The sequence below is a fragment of the Adhaeribacter sp. genome, assembly GCF_057359045.1.
On record NZ_JBMQUD010000132.1, the window covers coordinates 1 to 18,676 of the forward strand.

The 18,676-nt window shown below is 43.8% G+C and carries 16 protein-coding genes; 9 read left to right on the forward strand and 7 right to left on the reverse strand.

What is annotated here, in order from left to right:
* Positions 1–39 precede the first annotated feature (39 nt).
* On the forward strand, positions 40–1,452 hold the full coding sequence (locus ACO1R6_RS21040) for a hypothetical protein (protein ID WP_486267082.1): 1,413 nt from the start codon (positions 40–42) through the stop codon (positions 1,450–1,452).
* 246 nt (positions 1,453–1,698) lie between these two features.
* Here ACO1R6_RS21040 and rpiB read toward each other — a convergent pair whose 3' ends face one another.
* From rpiB to ACO1R6_RS21075, 7 genes are all read right to left on the reverse strand, one after another.
* On the reverse strand, positions 1,699–2,133 hold the full coding sequence (gene rpiB, locus ACO1R6_RS21045; RefSeq protein ID WP_486267083.1) for a ribose 5-phosphate isomerase B: 435 nt from the start codon (positions 2,131–2,133) through the stop codon (positions 1,699–1,701).
* A gap of 113 nt (positions 2,134–2,246) precedes the next feature.
* Positions 2,247–3,092: a twin-arginine translocase subunit TatC gene (tatC, locus tag ACO1R6_RS21050; RefSeq protein ID WP_486267084.1), complete on the reverse strand. Its 846-nt coding sequence runs from the start codon at positions 3,090–3,092 to the stop codon at positions 2,247–2,249.
* Between the two features lie 26 nt (positions 3,093–3,118).
* Positions 3,119–4,390: a serine hydroxymethyltransferase gene (gene glyA / locus ACO1R6_RS21055; RefSeq protein WP_486267085.1), complete on the reverse strand. Its 1,272-nt coding sequence runs from the start codon at positions 4,388–4,390 to the stop codon at positions 3,119–3,121.
* Positions 4,391–4,549: 159 nt separating this feature from the next.
* Positions 4,550–9,127, reverse strand: coding sequence for an IPT/TIG domain-containing protein (locus ACO1R6_RS21060; protein ID WP_486267086.1), 4,578 nt, complete (start codon positions 9,125–9,127; stop codon positions 4,550–4,552).
* Positions 9,128–9,846: 719 nt separating this feature from the next.
* Complete coding sequence (locus tag ACO1R6_RS21065) at positions 9,847–10,089, reverse strand: hypothetical protein (RefSeq protein ID WP_486267087.1); 243 nt, start codon at positions 10,087–10,089, stop codon at positions 9,847–9,849.
* Between the two features lie 19 nt (positions 10,090–10,108).
* Complete coding sequence (locus ACO1R6_RS21070) at positions 10,109–10,573, reverse strand: hypothetical protein (RefSeq protein ID WP_486267088.1); 465 nt, start codon at positions 10,571–10,573, stop codon at positions 10,109–10,111.
* A gap of 107 nt (positions 10,574–10,680) precedes the next feature.
* The gene (locus tag ACO1R6_RS21075) at positions 10,681–11,535 is read right to left on the reverse strand and encodes an SDR family oxidoreductase (protein ID WP_486267089.1); all 855 of its coding nucleotides are present in this window, start codon (positions 11,533–11,535) and stop codon (positions 10,681–10,683) included.
* Between the two features lie 359 nt (positions 11,536–11,894).
* Between ACO1R6_RS21075 and ACO1R6_RS21080 the strand changes: the two genes are divergently transcribed.
* The 8 genes from ACO1R6_RS21080 (at position 11,895) to ACO1R6_RS21115 (ending at position 18,675) form a co-directional block, all read left to right on the forward strand.
* Positions 11,895–12,146: a 4a-hydroxytetrahydrobiopterin dehydratase gene (locus ACO1R6_RS21080; protein WP_486267090.1), complete on the forward strand. Its 252-nt coding sequence runs from the start codon at positions 11,895–11,897 to the stop codon at positions 12,144–12,146.
* An 88-nt stretch (positions 12,147–12,234) separates the two neighbouring features.
* A complete protein-coding gene (gene rsmI / locus ACO1R6_RS21085) occupies positions 12,235–12,921 on the forward strand; it encodes a 16S rRNA (cytidine(1402)-2'-O)-methyltransferase (protein ID WP_486267091.1) in 687 nt (228 codons plus the stop codon).
* Positions 12,922–13,108: 187 nt separating this feature from the next.
* A complete protein-coding gene (locus tag ACO1R6_RS21090) occupies positions 13,109–14,362 on the forward strand; it encodes an Lnb N-terminal periplasmic domain-containing protein (RefSeq protein ID WP_486267092.1) in 1,254 nt (417 codons plus the stop codon).
* Between the two features lie 66 nt (positions 14,363–14,428).
* Complete coding sequence (locus ACO1R6_RS21095) at positions 14,429–15,232, forward strand: inositol monophosphatase family protein (protein WP_486267093.1); 804 nt, start codon at positions 14,429–14,431, stop codon at positions 15,230–15,232.
* A gap of 31 nt (positions 15,233–15,263) precedes the next feature.
* Positions 15,264–15,449, forward strand: coding sequence for a FeoB-associated Cys-rich membrane protein (locus tag ACO1R6_RS21100; RefSeq protein ID WP_486267094.1), 186 nt, complete (start codon positions 15,264–15,266; stop codon positions 15,447–15,449).
* A gap of 458 nt (positions 15,450–15,907) precedes the next feature.
* Positions 15,908–16,453: a gluconate 2-dehydrogenase subunit 3 family protein gene (locus ACO1R6_RS21105; RefSeq protein WP_486267095.1), complete on the forward strand. Its 546-nt coding sequence runs from the start codon at positions 15,908–15,910 to the stop codon at positions 16,451–16,453.
* A 16-nt stretch (positions 16,454–16,469) separates the two neighbouring features.
* Complete coding sequence (locus ACO1R6_RS21110; RefSeq protein ID WP_486267096.1) at positions 16,470–18,182, forward strand: GMC oxidoreductase; 1,713 nt, start codon at positions 16,470–16,472, stop codon at positions 18,180–18,182.
* Positions 18,183–18,339: 157 nt separating this feature from the next.
* Complete coding sequence (locus ACO1R6_RS21115; protein WP_486267097.1) at positions 18,340–18,675, forward strand: hypothetical protein; 336 nt, start codon at positions 18,340–18,342, stop codon at positions 18,673–18,675.
* The last annotated feature ends 1 nt before the right edge of the window (position 18,676 follow it).

An 18,676-nucleotide genomic window follows, 5' to 3' on the forward strand; every position in this document is an offset into this window, starting at 1 on the left:
TAAGTAAAAAATTACTGCCTACAAAAATTACACAACCTCTTGATTAGTTATTTTAAAGGAATATTACTGTCGCGGCTGCTGGTGCTGGTCCTGCTGTTTCTGGCTATCCGGGTACCGCTTATTTTGTTAAACCTGCCGGTTACCCTGCCGGAACTTAAGTTTTTTGTACTGGGCGAACGTCTGGCCGAAGGGGCTACCCTTTACGGCGAGGTTTACGACAACACGGCCCCGCTGGCCGCTTTTGTTTTTCAATTACTCGATGTAGCCTTTGGCCGCAACATTCTGGTGTATCGGTTATTGGCTTCGTTGCTGCTTTTTTTACAGGGTATGCGGCTAAACCGTATTTTTAACCAAACCGGGGTTTTGCCCGATAAATCTTTTATGCCGGCTCTGCTTTACTTTGTTTTTGGCAGCATTTTCCTGGAATTTGATATTCTTTCGCCGTTACTGCTGGGCTTTACCTTTTTAGTTTTCTCGATTCATTATTTTATTCTGCCCTCTAAAGAAGGCACCAGCAATCCTAAATTGTTTAAGGCCGGCTTTTTTTTAGGTTTAGCCGCGCTTTGTTATTTACCCTTGCTCTTGTTTTTGCTTTGGGCTTTTCTGGCGCTTATTTTATTTGCCTTTAATGCTTTCCGGAGTTCTCTTTTAATGCTTTGCGGGTTCTTTTTTCCGTACGCCGTAGCTTTTACCATTTTTCTGTACGCCGATGCCGTACCCAATTTTGTGCAGTATAACATATTATCGGCCTGGGAATTTTCGATAACCTTGCTTTTGCCACCTTTAGATTTGCTTAAAATACTATTGGTGCCAGTATTATTCCTGAGCTTTTCGGTTTTCTTTGCGCTTATTCATACGCCTACCCTTAACTACCAGCTTAAATTTTTTCAGTTAATGCTCTGGTGGATTGGCGTTGCCGTGCTGGTTACCCTCGCCGGCAGCATAATTTCGGCCGTGTCGTGGCTCATTTTTTTGCCGGCATTGGTTTACTTTGGTACTTACACGTTTTTGCGGACCGGCCGGAAACGGCTGTGGCTAACGGAACCACTTTTTTTAGTAATAGTAGGATTTACCTTAATAACCCGGTATAGCTTTTTACTACCCGCCTTACCTTATACCAGCTTAGATATTTCGCGGCTGCTCTTACAACCCGACAAAAAATACACCGCTGTAAAAGATGCGCGCATTTTGGTTTTAGGCAACGATTTCAATTATTATGCTTATAACCGGGCCGCCACGCCTTACATTAACTGGCAATTAGCCCAAGCTGATTTCCAATACCTGAACACCTACTACGCCATTTTTAAGATAAGGCGCAACGTAGCCAGTTCAGTGCCAGAGTATATTATAGATGAAGCGGGCTTGATGCCGGAGCTGATGTATAAAATCCCGGATTTATTTTCGCGGTACATACCGGTAGAAGGCAAAAATATTTATAAAAGAATCCGGTAGTTAATGGGCCAATGTAAAAATGTGCTGAAGTGGTAATTGGTTAACGGGGTGCTGGTTTAAAAATAGATTCACTTGGTCGCTTTGTCCCGGATGCCGCTGCTTCTATAGAAATTTCGTCTTCTATATTTTACTTTATTGTTCGTCCAACAATTTTCCTGATGCGTAAAATTGTGGAGTAAAATTATTTGTTAACTAATCTTCAAATTAGCACATCAGCCCATGAATATATTAGTCCATTAAGTACCGTTAGCAAGGAATTTTATTAACCCGGTTAGCGTGCCGGCCACCTTCGAAATCGGTATTCAGGAAAGTTTGCAGCATTTCAGTTGCTACCGCTTCGGAAACAAACCGGGCCGGAATACATAATACGTTGGCATTGTTGTGCTGACGGGCCAATTGGGCCAACTCGGGTGCCCAGCACAAGGCAGCGCGTACTTTTGGGTGTTTATTGGCCGTAATAGCTACGCCATTGCCGCTGCCGCACACAAGTATACCGGTTTGCAACTCGTCGTTATCAATAGCGGTAGCCAACGGATGCACGTAATCAGGATAATCAACGGAGGCATCTGAATTAGGCCCGAAATCCTGCACCTCGTAGCCATTGTCCTGCAACCACTTTATCAGCATACCTTTATACGTGTAACCGGCATGGTCGCCGCCAATTGCTATTTTCCGGGCCATTATATCTTTTGCTTTTTTATTCTGAAAATATTTACGCTACTGCTACAAAACACTTAAGCAGTAATTTATTTAATAATATTCTTTAAAATATTGCTTTTAGCTGGGCTACCGCCTTAACCGGCATTTTGATTTAACCGCCGTAAGGTTTGCCGTTGTACAAATCCTGCAATAAAAATACTGGCTTCGTATAACGCAATTAGTGGTACGGCAAATATGGTCATACTCAGTACATCGGGCGGAGAAATAAAGGCCGCAATAATTAAAATAACCACAATTGCGTGGCGCCGATACAAACGCATCAGTTCCGGCGAGGCAATACCGGCTTTAGCCAGGAAATACACAATCATGGGCAACTCAAACATAATCCCGCAGGCCAGGGTCAGGCGGGTTAAGGTGCCAATGTAAGACGCTAAATCAAATTCATTTATGATGGAAGGGTCTACCTGGTAAGAAGATAAAAAATTGATGGACAAGGGCGCAGCAATAAAATACCCAAAAAGCACCCCAGTCAGGAACAGAATGGTTACAAAAAACACCGCTCCCCGCGAATTTTTACGTTCATTTGGGTAAAGGCCAGGCTCAATAAACCGCCAAACCTCCCAAAATGCGTAAGGGAAGGCTAGGATTAAGCCAATAATAAACGATACTGTAATGTGCGTGGTAAACTGGCTGCTCATTTCCCGCGATTGCAGGGTAAACGAAATTTTATCGATGCACAAACCAGGGTTTCCCAGGTAATCGCCTAACTCACACAATTTCCGGTAAGTAAAAAAATCGGGTCGGGAGGGGCCCAGAATCAGGGTGCCGAAAATAAATGATTTGGCCATGAAAGCGCCAAAAGCAAACACCACAATTGATGCAAATGCCCTTATTATGTGCCACCGGAGTTCTTCCAGGTGGTCAATAAACGACATTTCGTGTTCGCCTTGTACTTCCTCTTCTTCTGCTTCTGCCGCCACGGGGTCTGTTCCTGCTTTTAACTTAGTTATTTAAATAAAGGAAAATCTTTCATCCAGCCGTTAATTTCCCCTTTCACTGCGGCTATCTTTGATTCGTTTTCGTGGTTTTGCAGTACTTCGTCAATTAAGGAAACTACGCGCTCCATATCGTTTTCTACCAGCCCGCGGGTGGTAATGGCAGCCGAGCCAATGCGCATACCAGACGTTACAAACGGTGATTTATCGTCGAAAGGCACCATGTTTTTATTAATGGTAATATCGGCTTTAATCAGGGTGTTTTCGGCTTGTTTACCCGACAGGTTTTTCGAGCGTAAATCTATCAACATTAAATGGTTATCGGTACCACCGGAAATAATATTGTATCCCCGATCAGTAAAACCTTTGGCCAGGGCCTGGGCATTTTTCTGTACCTGGGTAATATATTTCAGGTAATCATCTGATAAAGCTTCGAAGAACGAAACCGCTTTAGCGGCAATTACGTGCTCTAACGGCCCACCCTGGGTGCCCGGAAAAACAGCCATATCTAACAACGACGACATAGACCGGATTTCGCCTTTCGGGGTTTTTAAACCAAACGGATTATCAAAATCCTGCGCCAGCATTATCATACCACCCCGTGGCCCACGTAAGGTTTTGTGGGTAGTAGTGGTTACAATATGGCAATAATCGAAAGGATTCTTTAATAACCCCCGGGAAATTAAACCGGCCGGGTGCGAAATATCGGCCATTAATAAAGCGCCTACTTCATCGGCGGCGGCCCGCAAGGCCGCGTAATCCCAATCGCGGGAGTAAGCTGAGGCACCACAAATAATTAATTTTGGTTTTTCGCGCCGGGCAATGGCTGCTACTTTTTCCCAGTCAATCAGGCCAGTATCGGGTTCTACGCCATAAAATACCGGCTGGTACAGTTTACCCGAAAAGTTTACCGGCGAGCCGTGGGTAAGGTGCCCACCATGGGCTAAATCGAAACCTAATATTTTATCGCCAGGATTGAGTACCGCCAGCATTACCGCGGCATTGGCCTGCGCGCCAGAGTGTGGTTGCACGTTTACCCAGGCAGCCTTAAATAATTCTTTGGCGCGATCAATGGCTAATTGCTCAGTTTGGTCTACAATTTCGCAACCACCATAATAGCGTTTGCCGGGTAAGCCTTCGGCGTATTTATTTGTTAATTCACTACCCATGGCTTGCATTACCTGTTCCGAAACAAAGTTCTCGGAAGCAATAAGTTCCAGGCCGTGCATCTGGCGTTCTTTTTCCTGCCGGATTAAATCAAATATTAAGCTATCGTGTTGCATGATGGGGCTTGTAAGTCCGGCCCAAAATTAAGGCAAGAACTTTAATAAACCAATTGCTTTTCTTTATTAACGCTATATCTTTTAAAGGTATTTTTTACCGGTAAAGCAAAAAAAGGGAAGCCACTAGCTTCCCTTTTTAAAAGTGCGTATGAAAAATTCTTATTTCTTAACCATGCGCAGGTGCTGCTGGAAATTATTAGTGGTTAAGTTAATGATGTAAATACCGGCTGGATATTGCTTGCCTAATTCAAATTTAATATCGTTGGAGCCTTTATTCAGGGTTACTGTTTTCTCTAACACTTTGCGGCCCATGGCATCGGTAATAGTTATACTGGCCCGTTTTTGCGCATCGGCGTTAACTACTACCGTAAAGTTTTCGTCGAACGGATTTGGGAATGCCGTAACTTCCAGCGCTACCTGCTCGTTTTCGTAAATTACTGGCTTAATAGCGGAGTACGTTTCGTTACCACTAAAATCTATTTGTTTTAAACGGTAGTAAAGCGTGTTGGCGGGTTTCGTTTTGTTATCAACAAAGTTGTAAGTCTGGGTTAAATTGGTGTTGCTGTTTTTAGAATTTATAAAACCAACACTTGTAAATGACTCGGCATCAGTAGAAACCTGCACCTCAAAACCTTTGTTGTCTTTTTCCATTGCGGTAGTCCATTCTAACTGTACCGCCTGGCCACGACGGGTAGCAGTAAAATTGAGTAACTGTACTGGCAGTAGCAGGCTCTTCTGCCCCATAGTCCAGGAAGAGAAACCCGTTACCCCGGCTAAAGTTACTTGTCGGGCTACTGTGTTATAAGTATAAACACCCGCTTGTTCGCCCCAGAAATTATCACCACTGTTTTTAAACATGTGCATTTCTGACTCTATCTGACCATTGGTTAATTCGTTAGGCGCATATTTCAGGGTCATGGAGGTATTTAAGCCACTGCTGTTCTGCGCTGTAATGTCATAAAGCCGGGTTATACTCATGGCTTCATCGCTCAGTTGAATAGGAGCAATACCTGTTGAACGAACAACCGTAGTAGTACCGGGGCTAACACTACCTGCCGCCGGATTTAAGGTAAGTCCTAAGCCGCCAAAGTTTTGCGAAACGCCGGCAGTTACCGTGCGGGTGGCCTCTACCTTACCAATTACATAATTGGTTTGGGTTTCGTTAATTGTAGCATTGCTGTTTAAAGTTATTTTGTTAGCGCCAGTATTAATGGTAGAAGTACTAACCGTTAAGGCACCATTAACCTGAATATTACCGGCAATAGATTTATTGGCGTTACCCGAAGCAATTAAGTTGTTGTACGTAATTACCGGTATGGTCTGGGCTGCGCCGGTGAACTCAACGGTGTTGCCGGTGTTTATAAACCCGATGTTGGTAGCCGGCCGGGTAAAGGCTTCGGATACCCGGATAGTACCGGGGTCCAAGGTAATATTTGCACCCAAGCGGTTACCCGAAATAACCAGGTTAGCATAATTTACCGGACTGATAGATTGCGCTCCAATTCCGTAATAATCTACGGTAGAGCCTGGCTTTAAAGTAGCTGTTAAACCGGTTTGCAGCGCGGTATTTTCGCCGGCGGCAAAACCTGCCGTTACATTGGTCTTTATAGTACCATCTACTATTACGTTACCTGAACCAATAATTTGTTTTTGCAAATCTGCCGTTACACCTACCGGCACAAACAAACGAGCATTGGCACCTAAAGACATAATACCGGTTCCCGAAATAGTTTTAGTACCGGTACCGCTCATGTTAATGGTATTAACTGCTGCTGGTACAAAATTTAAAGCGCCGCCGGCAACATTTATATTACCAGTTATGGTTATAATACCACTTAAGTTAATATCAAAATTAGTGGCGCTGGTTACCGTTAGATTGTTCAGGGTTAAGTTACCGGTGCCGGCTACAATTTGGGCAAAAGCAGCGCTGTTTACTTCAAAGTTGCTGTACACCCGGTTATTTAAATCCGGAGCCGTATTAGTCTCGTGCCGGTAAAGGCTATTGGGATCGAATAATAAAACTGAGCTAGGGGCAGCCGCGCCAAAAGGCGAATCGCCGGCCTGGTTGCGGTAAACTGAACCAGCCGTAAAACGCACTGTGTTCAGGTTAGTCGTACCAAAAGGATTCCCCACAAAACCAGTTGCTGTCCGGAATGTACCCTGGAAGCTTAAACCATCTAACTCTTCGGCCGTAATGCGGTGTGCCGCTGTACCAGCTGCCCCCTGAAATACCAGGTTTCCGGCTACTACTCCGGTTTCACCGGCAGTAATTAAGATATTTAATTTAGCGTTAGCCGCCGAATTAGTAACATTTACGGTAGAGCCAGCCGCAATAGAAAAATCGGTACCTGCTACTCCATTGTCTAAAGACAAAGTTTTGTCAGAAGCTACGCTTAAGTTAGCTGTTATGTTATTTAAAAATCTTAGCTGCCCAACTGTTTGTGCCGAAGCAAAATCTAAGTTTATAGTTGGGTTAGAAGTTTTTTCACCGTCGAAAATTAAAATATCAGCAGTAGTGGGTGCATTTCGTACAGGTGTCCAGCTATTAGGGTCCGACCAGTTGCCGGAGCCTACGCGCCAGGTGTAAGTAGTATTGGGTATAATAACCGTAAAAGTAGCACTGGTAGCCACGCCGCCGGCAGTAGTAATGGTAATGGCACCTGTAATGGCATTGACTGGCACCAAGGCTTCTAACTGACTATCGTTTACCAAGTTAAAAGTAGCCGAAATACCATTAAAGCTTACATTGGAGGTAGTTGTAAAATTACTACCGGTAATGGTAATTAAAGAACCCACTAAAGCAGAAGTAGGATTTACTTCGGTAATTGTTGGCTCCGGTACTACAACCGTAAACACTTCACTTTCTATCGAACCACCGCTGGTTGTAACGGTAATGGGTCCTGAGATGGCACCATCCGGTACCTCAACCATTATTTCTTCATCACTCATCAACTCAAAAGCGGCGGGTATGCCACCACTAAAACTTACCTCTAATAAATCAGTAAAATTAACTCCGGTAATAGTAATTACATCAAATACCTGACCCGAAGCCGGAGAAAGTTCTGAAATAAATGGCGAAAGCACCACCACGTTAAAGGTTTCGCTAGAGGCAGTACCTCCGGGGGTGGTTACCGTAATTGCACCGGTTCTAGCTCCTTGCGGAACTTCAGCTACAATTTCACTATCACTTACCGGTTCATAATTAGCGGGTATGCCATAAAAACTTACGTCAACAACATCCACAAAATTTATCCCGGTTATGGTTACAATTTGCCCAACTGAACCATAATTCGGAGAGATGCTATTAATTACCGGAAGCATTAATACGGTAAAGTCATCAGCGCTTTCTACTGTGCCACCCGGCGTAGTAACCGAAACCCGACCAGTAGTAGCATTAGCAGGCACAGTGGCTGTAATTTCTGTACCGGCATTATTTACTGTAAAAGCAGTAGGAATAGTATTGAATCTAACAATGGTTGCACTCGAAAAATTAGCACCGGTAATTACAACGGTGTCGCCAATTGGCCCTTCAGCCGGTGTAAAGCCGGTAATTTCAGGGGCTGCCTGAGCAATAACGGTAAATTCCGGACCTACAACAGTACCCCGGATGTTGGTTACCGCCACTACGCCCGTACCTGCACCCGCCGGTACTGTTACCACCAGTTGGTCGTCGGTTTTATTATCAATACTGGCGGCAACCCCATTAAAAGTTACCGCAGTTGTATTTATTAAATTAGTACCTGTAATTACAACTTGGCTACCAATCTGGCCAGCAGTTGGCGCAATTGCAGTAACAGTAGAAGCAAACACATCGCCTGCCCCGGTTAGTTTAATAATATAGTCGCCTTCGTCCGAATCGTCGTTAGCAATTCTTATACTTGCATTACGGCCACCAATACTACCCCGCGGAGCAAATGAAACACTAAAAGTAGAAGCACTGCCAGCACCTATAGTAGTAGCCGTAGCAACATGGTTAATAATAAATTCGTTGGCATTGGCTCCCGTAATACTTATAAGCGGGTTACCGGTAAGGGTTAGATTAGTGGAACCAACATTTTGAATAGTAAAGACAATCGGGTTGCTGTTGGTACCAATATTCTGCGATTGGAAAGTATAAGTAGCACCCGTAAGGTAATCGACGCCCTCTTGCGTTACGTTAATTTCCGGACCCGATATTTTATCAATTCTAATGGCATCTAAATAAACCGACCGGTTAGCCGCCGAAGCACCCGAAAAGCGGAAACGGATATAGCGGGTATTTTGATTTACAGGATGTATCCATTGCGTACCGGCATTTACCCCCGATGATGCTCCTACCGGTCTTAAATCGTTTGTAAAAGTTTTCAGTCCAGCCCAACTGGTGCCGTCTGCTGATTCTTCTACTTTAAATTCGCCGTCGAAAATAGCACTAGATAAACCACTCATGTTTATACTATAACTGAGCGCTCCCGGCCGATCACCGGGATTTACATCAAACTGAACCAAAATGTAATCGCCAACGCTATTTAAGTTAGCACTACCTCCAGTAGAAGAACCTTTAAGGTTAGATGGCAAATCTGTACCTAAGCCAAAGGCAGTCCAGCCAGTTTTACTCATGTTACTCCAGCTCCCCTCGTGCCCGGCAGGTAGCGGATTTTGCCCAAATGCATCGGTAAGGACAAAATTAAACAAAGCGACCAATCCCCATAGGAACAGGCCACGGGCTTGAGTTCTAAATTTTTGTAAATGGTGTTTCATACACAGTTGCGTTTGCTTTTACTTACTTCGATTTTTTACTTTTTAAACAAACTATTAATGTAACTTTTCGTTTAAGGCAATTTTACGAACGCAATATAATTTTATTAATTCATATCCAATAATTATTAATTATAAAAAAATATTAAAACTTATATTTTGTTAATATTTCCATATTAAATATATAAATAATATACAATTCAAACTAGTGAAACTCACCACAAACCAAATACTTATATCATAAAAACAAAAATACCAATTAATAAAAATTTAATTATTACGTCACCATCTAATATACCATAAACAATAAGATACTATTCTTAATTTAATAATTCAACTATAACCCCAACTAATATCACAACCAAATTATATGATTATACCAATATTTTGTATTACCAGATCAATTTAAAATGGGTAGAGATAAAATCTAACAGGTGATTGCAGCTAGTAAATATTAATTTCCATCGCAGCAAACTAAGTGAGTTGACTTATTTAGGTCTGTCGTTCCATAGGACTCAAAGAATTTTAAAGGAGTCTTCTGCATAGGCAAACCATAAGGTTCTTGCAAGATGTCTGGGTTGGTTAGAATATATTTTATTAGCAGCTATGAAAAGAGCATCAAACTATTTGATAAGAATAGGGCTACCAAACAGCACAGAACGGATAAAATAAAAGCGCCAGCCTTTAGGGGCTGGCGCTTTTAGCAAAAAGTTTTTTACAGGTTAGCTATACGGCGGTTTATCAATCTTCGGTTTATTTGTATTCCGGTTCGGATGACTTCCCCTTTTGGTATCAATAGTTGGTTCGTCTATATCGTCGGTATACTCGGCCCGCAAACGCTCAAATTCTTCGCTTTCGCTTTCGGGATTAACTGGTTTAAAACCAGCCTTACTCTGGCCACGTCCGGTTGGGTCGCCTAAATTGTCTTTAGACTGCTTATTCGTTGAATTGCTTTTATAAGGCATATTGCTTTCTCTATTTTAATTAAATATCATCTTCTTCATCCTCATCCAAATCTTCATCCAGATCTAAATCATCGTCTAAATCTGCATCATCAAAGTCAGTGTCATCAAAGTCGGTGTCGTCAATATCATCATCACCAATATCGTCAATATCAACATCATCTAAATCGTCATCGTCTTCCAGGTCATCGTCATCGTCAACAACATTGGTTACAGCAGTCCGGTTGTTTAATTGCGAACTAATGGCTAAACCATCAGTGTGTACGCGGCTGTCTCCGGTATCTTCATTCAGCGAGATAGCCGTAGCGCCATCGCTGGTATCGGTGCCAAAGCCATTACGGCCGTCGCGGTCGCCAAATCCACCCCGGGCATGATCGTTCTTTGGAGGATCTGCGCCCGGAATAATATGACCGGCTTGCATTTCTTCGTAGTCGGTGTTGCTTTCGATAACCCGAATACGTCTTTCGCTATTCTTTACAGGTGCCATATCTTTCTTATTTATTGCGGTTATTTAATTGGTTTGTTTAAGTTTTCAGGTTTAATTTAGAGATATTTGCTTAATACTGTTTTTAACTAGCTGAGGTTTATTCTTTTTTAGCCCGCTACCATTTCGCCGCCATTTACATGTATAACCTGGCCGGTAATATAAGAAGCATCTTCCGAAGCCAAAAACACATAAGCTGGTGCTACTTCGGAGGGCTGCCCCACCCGGCCCAACGGTGTATCTTTGCCAAAATCGCCTACACTGCTCAAGGTAGCCGGTATCAGCGGGGTCCAGATAGGACCTGGTGCTACAGCATTTACCCGAATACCTTTTTCGGCCAGGTTTTGCGACAGCGCCCGGGTAAAAGAGGTAATGGCCCCTTTGGTAGCCGAGTAATCCATTAAGTGGTTGCTGCCCCGGAAAGAGGTAACCGAAGTGGTATTAACAATGGCGTCGCCTTTTTGCAAGTGGTTTAAAGCCGCCTGGGTAACAAAGAAAAACGAGAATATATTGGTCCGGAAAGTTTTCTCTAACTGTTCAGCCGAAATGGCGGTAAGTTCTTCTTGTTCGTGTTGTTCTGCGGCGTTGTTTACCACAATGTTTAAACCACCCAATTCCTGCACGGTTGTTTCAACGGTACTTTTACAGAACTGTTCGTCGCGCAGGTCGCCCGGAATTAAAAGGCATTTCCGGCCTTCTTTCTCTACCAAGGCTTTGGTGTCGCGGGCATCCTGATCTTCGTTTAAATATACAATGGCTACGTGGGCACCCTCGCGGGCAAAATGGACAGCAACCGCCCGGCCAATCCCACTATCGCCACCCGTAATTAAAGCAATTTTACCTTTTAATTTTTCGCTTCCTTTATAAGAATCCCGGATAATCTCCGGTTCCGGATTCATTTTGTGCTCTAAGCCAGGCTGTTGGGCCTGATGCTGATCGGGTACCGAAGTGGGTTTCTTTTCCATAATATTGGGTGGTAACTAATTTGGGGTATTCTTTTTAAAAGGCTTTTCTATACGACCAACAAAGGCACTGGTTTGGGTAAATAGGCATTTTTATCTAAAAAAGGCTATAATTAAAAGTTTAGGCCTTAATATTTATATTAATGGGTCAAAATCGCTGCTTATTTAAGTAACTTGGTTTATTAATCTTATGACTGTTTACCTATTACAGCGCTGCGGTTGCCTAAATATTACCGGACCTCGTATTAAGGTTATATGGCAACTGCTCCGGTTTATCCTCTACTTATTAATTTAGAGCTTTTCACGTATAATAATGCGCTTCAATAATTCATTTTAAAATTAACCGTTCTTTCGTTTTAGGTATGTGGCAGGAATCTGATAACAAATTAAAGAAGAGCTTTACTTTTAAAGATTTTAAAACAGCTTTTGCTTTTATGACAGCCGTAGCCGCAGTGGCCGATAAAATAGACCATCATCCGTGGTGGGCCAATGTGTACAACAAAGTTTATTTTGAGCTTTATACGTTTGATGCCGGCAATACCGTAACCCACCGCGACCGCAAGCTGGCTGCCGCCATCGACGAAATAGCTACCCAATTCCTGACGAACGAATAATATAGTTTTGCAAAACAAATAACCGGCCATCCCAACCATCTGGCTACCTAAACTATTATCTCCCAACATAATTATTTAACTTTGCCGCATGGCAGCAGACGAGGAAACCCGTTTATATTTAGTACCCACGCCCATTGGCAACCTGGAAGATATTACCCTGCGTGCCATCCGGATTTTAAAAGAAGTAGATACCGTACTGGCCGAAGATACCCGCACCAGCGGCAAGTTACTGCATCATTTGGGTCTGGATAAACGCATGCACAGCCACCACCTGCACAACGAGCACAAAGCCGTGGCCCACCTGATAGAGCGGTTAAGCAAAGGCGAAAAAATGGCTCTGGTATCGGATGCGGGCACCCCGGGTATATCGGATCCTGGTTTTTTACTCGTACGCGAATGCCTGCGCCACAATATTAAAATAGAATGTTTACCCGGCCCCACCGCTTTTGTACCGGCTTTGTTAAAATCGGGTTTTAGTGCCGAGCGCTTTACATTTGAAGGCTTTTTACCGCAAAAAAAAGGCCGGCAAACCCGGCTGCAGGAACTAGCCACCGAAACGCGCACCATGATCTTTTACGAATCGCCGCACCGCTTAATTAAAACCTTAACCCAGTTTAGCGAATATTTAGGTCCGGAACGGCAAGTATCGGTATCGCGGGAGCTTACCAAATTATTTGAAGAAACAGTAAATGGCTCGCTAACCGACGTGATTGCGCAATTTGCGACCAAAACCATAAAAGGCGAGTTTGTAATTGTAGTAGAAGGGTTAAAGTAAATCCGGCGTAGCTTTGCCGGCGGCAGTAGCGTCGTTTGTAGCCACTTTATAAATTGCTTAAAACACCAGCTAACTTAAATAATTATTAAATATTTAGTTTTGGTTTCATCATTAGCCGGCAAGTCCGCCTTTTAACCAGTATAGTCGGCTTATAAAAATTACTTAAAACATTATTTTAGAATAAAATATGAGTTTACATATGCGCTTTAAGGAAATCTGGAAAGTGGTAGTTTGGTTTACCGGTTGTTTTGCCGTTTGGGGTATATTGCCAGCCAAAGCACTCGAAATATCGCCGGAAACCCGCATTAGCCTGATTACGGTTTCGCCGGGCGAAGAGCTTTACTCCATGTATGGCCATAGCGCTATCCGGGTGTACGATCCGGCTCAGGCCCTCGATATTGTTTTTAACTACGGCACTTTCGATTTTAACACCCCTAATTTTTACGTAAAATTTGTGCGGGGCAAATTACCGTACCAACTCTCTATGGGGTATTACGATAATTTATTGCGCAACAGCCAGGCCGATAACCGCTCGGTGTACGAACAGGTACTTGATTTAGACCCGGCCGAAAAACAAAAAATAGTTAATTTCTTAGAATACAATTACCAGCCAGAATACCGCTCTTACTTTTACGATTTCTTTTACGATAACTGCGCCACCCGCATCCGCGATGTATTTATGTTTGAGTTGCGCGATAAATTAAATTTTAATAACCAGCCTAAGGCCAACCCACTTACTTTCCGGCAACTGGTAAATATTTACCAACGGCCGCACCCCTGGGTAGATTTAGGCATAGACTTACTCATGGGCTTACCCGCCGATAAAGAAGCAACCCCGCTGCAATACATGTTTTTGCCCGATTTTTTAATGGAAGGCTTTGAACCCGCCAGCATTGTGCCCAAACCTGATTCGGTTACAAACGCCCGTAACGCCACGCGGCCCTTTGTAGCCGAGACGCGCCAGGTTTTTAAAGCCACTGCTCCTCCTGCCCAGCCTACTGCCATTACCCCCACCCTGGTATTCTGGCTTTTATTTGCCCTAGTCGCGGTTATTACTTTTTTTCAGTTCCGCCAGAACACGGCCCGCTACGGGCTCGATATGTTGTTGTTTAGTTTGGTTGGAATACTGGGCATAGTACTAACCTTTTTATGGTTTGGCACCGATCACAAAACCTTTGGCAATAACCTGAATGTTTTATGGGCCTTTCCGTTGCACTTTCCCGTAGCGTTGCTGCTTGCCGGTCGGCGTCAGAATAAATTCATTAAATACTACTTTTTAATATTTGCCGTATTACTGACCATTATTGCGGTTTCCTGGAAAATATTCCCCCAGGAATTTCATCCGGCCGTATTACCTATTGTATTAACCCTGGCTTTACGGGCCGCCTATATTTATTACAAAAACCCGCTGTTAAAACGTAGTGGCAACCCGTACCGCTAAAATATTGGCTATGGCCGCCTTACCAGATTGTTAATTACTTAAACCCGAAAGTTTTTTACTAAAAATATGAACCTGACTAAAATTTGTGACGAAGTAATGGTGCTGGCCAAAAAAACCGGCGAATTTATCCGGACAGAAGCAAAAACTTTTGATGCCAGTAAAATAGAACACAAAGGCGTTAATGATTTGGTATCGTACGTAGATAAAACCGCCGAAGAGCAGTTGGTGGCTGGTTTGCGCCAAATATTGCCCGAAGCCGGCTATATTACCGAAGAAGGTACTGCCCAGGAAAAACACGAAGTGTACAACTGGATTATAGACCCGCTCGATGGCACTACCAACTTTATTCATGGTTTACCTGTTTACTGCATTAGCATTGCCTTGGTGGCGCATAACGAGCCTATTGTGGGCCTGGTATACGAAATAAACCAAGACGAGTGCTTTTACGCAACCAAAGGTGGTGGCGCGTTTTTAAACGGCAACCCCATGCGGGTTTCCCAAATAAACAAGCTCCAGGACAGCCTGATTTGCACCGGGTTTCCTTACACCGATTTTGGCTTGCTGCCTACTTACCTGGAATTGCTGGGCGCCTTTATGAGCCAATCGCACGGTGTACGCCGCCTGGGCTCGGCAGCCGCCGATTTGGCTTACGTAGCCGCCGGCCGCTTTGAAGGCTTTTTTGAGTATAACCTAAAGCCCTGGGATGTGGCCGCCGGCGTACTGCTGGTACATGAAGCCGGCGGACGCGTAAGTATGTTTGGTGGTTCCGGCGACCCTATTTTCGGAAAAGAAACCTTGGCCACCAACGGGTTGGTACACGACGAAATTTGCGGGTTTATCGGCAACTACTGGAATAAAACCTATAAATAAACTTTTCTTATCTTTGCAGGGTTAATAAATCATGATGGTGCAACAGCTAATTATTTTCCTGGTATTTATAGCAGCGGCCTTTTACGTGGCCCGGCTGGTGTATAAAAGTTTTAGCAGTAAAAGCGGCTGTGCCAAAGGTTGCGGCGGCGCTTGCTCTTCCATCGACTTTAATAAAATAAATGACCAAATAAAAGCTTCTTCGCGTACTTCTGCTTAAAGCATTAATTAATAGAATTTCTAGCGCCCGTATCAGAAAATATTAGTTCTGGTGCGGGCTTTTTATTTAACCCGTTCTATCTAGGCGCTTCACTTTTTACCGGTTAAACTTTCCTGGCATAAATCCGCTTTATTATTTCGCCAAGCCATTCAAATCCACTTACAAGCAGGTCTCATATTCTTTAAAATGAGGTAATTATGCTGCCACAATGCCTTTTATACTTGTTTAATAGCTAATAAATTGGCTATAATTCTTCTTTTCTTAAAAAATATATAAAATATTACAAAGGTTAAGGATAACAATATCTATATTTAATCTGCTTTTATGGCTACGCTTGCGCTAAAGTACTGCGGCAAAAAGCCCGATACGGTTTAGCGAGCTATTGGATAAACTTATCTTGGCCTGTACCTTAAGCACTTGTAATTGAACTTAAAAAGAAAATTCTTCTTTAACTGTATATGAAAAGACGTACGGCCTTGCGCAGCCTGGCTTTGGTGGTGGGCGGCACCATTAGTTTACCAGCCTGGGCACAATCCTGGAATACCCAAACTGTAGCCAATAGCGCGTCAGGGTTAATTTCTGCTGATCTGGAATTGCTGCTCGCCGAAGTAGTAGATACCATTATTCCGCGTACCGATACGCCGGGGGCCAAAGAGGTAGGGGTGCACCAGTTTATTCTTAAAATGCTGACCGATTGCTACCCACCCAAAGAGCAAACCCGTTTTATAAACGGCCTGACGGAACTCGACAAAACCGTAAAAGCCAGCTTTGGTCGTTCTTTTGTAGCCTGTACACCTGCCCAACGGCTAGAAATATTAAAAACCCGCGAAGAAGCCGCCAGAGTATTGCCACCCGAAAAAGAACCTTTTTTCCCTTACCTGAAAAATTTAACCATTCAGGGTTATTTAAGTTCAGAATTCGTAATGCGCGATGTTTATAAGTATGAACTGGCACCCGCCCGGTTTCATGGTTGTGTACCCGTAACGGCTTCTGCTAAAAGATAAATATTGTAATTACACCATGGCAAATTTAAATACCGACAGCATTAAAAACCGTACCTACGATGCCATTGTTATTGGTTCGGGCATTAGTGGGGGCTGGGCCGCCAAAGAATTAACCGGCAAAGGATTAAAAACGCTGGTACTGGAGCGCGGGCGCGATGTAAAACACGTAACCGATTACCCTACCACCTTTAAAAACCCGTGGGAGTTTGAGCACCGTGGGCAAGTACCCCGCGAAATTACAGAAGCCAACCCTATTATTAGCCGGTGTTATGCTTTTCGGGAAGATGCCATGCACTTTTTTGTAAAAGACCAGGAGCACCCCTACGTACAGGAAAAACCCTTCGATTGGATTAGAGGCTACCAGGTAGGCGGTAAATCGCTGATGTGGGCCCGCCATACCCAACGCTGGAGCGATTACGATTTTGAAGGCCCGGCCCGCGACGGCTTTGCCGTAGACTGGCCCATCCGGTACAAAGATTTAGCCCCCTGGTACAGTTATACTGAGAAATTTGCCGGCATTTCGGGTAATAAAGATGGGTTACCGGAGTTGCCCGACGGCGAATTTTTACCGCCCCTGGAATTATCGTGCGTCGAGAAATATTTTAAAGAACAGGTTAAAGCCAACTACCAAGACCGGCACGTTATTATTTCAAGATGTGCCCACTTAACCGAGCCCCAGGCTATACACCATGCACAAGGCCGCGGCAAGTGCCAGAACCGGGTATTATGCCAGCGGGGCTGCCCTTACGGCGGGTATTTTAGCAGCAACGCCTCTACCCTGCCCTGGGCCGCCAAAACCGGCAATTTAACTTTACGGCCGCAAGCGGTGGTACAATCTATTTTGTACGACGAGAAAAAAGAAAAAGCCACTGGGGTCCGGATTATTGATGCCGTAACCAAAGAAGCCATTGAATTTTATGCGCCCATTATTTTTGTAAATGCGGCGGCAATTAATACCAATTTATTATTGCTAAATTCTACCTCTAACCGGTTCCCGAACGGTTTAGGCAACGATAGTGGCGTACTGGGTAAATACGTAGCATTCCATAATTACCGGGCGCGTATTTCGGCTTCTTACGATGGCTTTTTAGATACTACCACCGATGGCCGCCGCCCGACCAGCGGGTATATTCCGCGGTTCCGGAATGTATTTAAACAAGACACCGATTTTCTGCGGGGGTACGCCGCCGGCCTGAGTGCCTCGCGGGGCCAGACCCAAAGCCGCGATGGTTTGGGTGCCACGTTAAAAGAAAACCTCCTGAACCCCCAATTAGGTAACTGGAATGTAGGCAGCCACATGATGGGCGAAACCATTCCGAAAGAAACCAATTACGTGGCCTTAGATCCCCAATTAAAAGACGAATGGGGTATTCCGCAGCTTAAAATATCGATTGGCTACGACAACAACGACGAAAAAATGATCAAAGATTATTTTGAACAGCTCACCGAAATGTTTACCAAAGCCGGCTTTAAAAATATTCGTACTTCCGACTCTAAACAAGCGCCCGGCCTCGATATACACGAAATGGGCGGCGTGCGCATGGGCCATGATCCCAAAACATCGGTGTTAAACAACTGGAACCAGATGCATGCCTGCAAAAATGTGTTTGTTACCGACGGGGCCTGCATGACTTCTACTTCTACGCAAAATCCATCGTTAACCTATATGGCTTTAACGGCCCGGGCTGCCGATTACGCGGTTAAAGAACTAAAACGACGCAATTTATAGCACTTTTTAAGACTTCATTAATCGGTTGATAAACCTGGTTTAAAGGGTCAAAAACACATAAAAGCTAATTTTTATTGCGTTTCGGGTTAACTCTTTCTATTTTTTGCGTATAGCAGCTATACTATATTTGGTAACTAACGCTTAAAAATATATCACTATGCAAGACAAAGAAGAATTAACATCCCAGGTTAAACTAGAGGCTAAACTTAACCAGGAAGGATATACCAAAGACTTTCGGGTTACAGATGGTCGCCTTTGTTCTTATGACAATAGTAAAACCTATGGGCCAGAAGAAGTAAAAATCGTGAATTTTTACCGGTTTGAAGGCGAAACCAACCCCGACGATATGGCTATTTTGTACGCCATAGAATGCAACGATGGTACCAAAGGCACCATCTCTAACTCTTACGGACCTTTAGCCGATGCCGACATTGATGCCTTTCTGGTACAGGTAGAAGACTTAGGAAAAAAAGTAGATGATCACGGTAAATAAA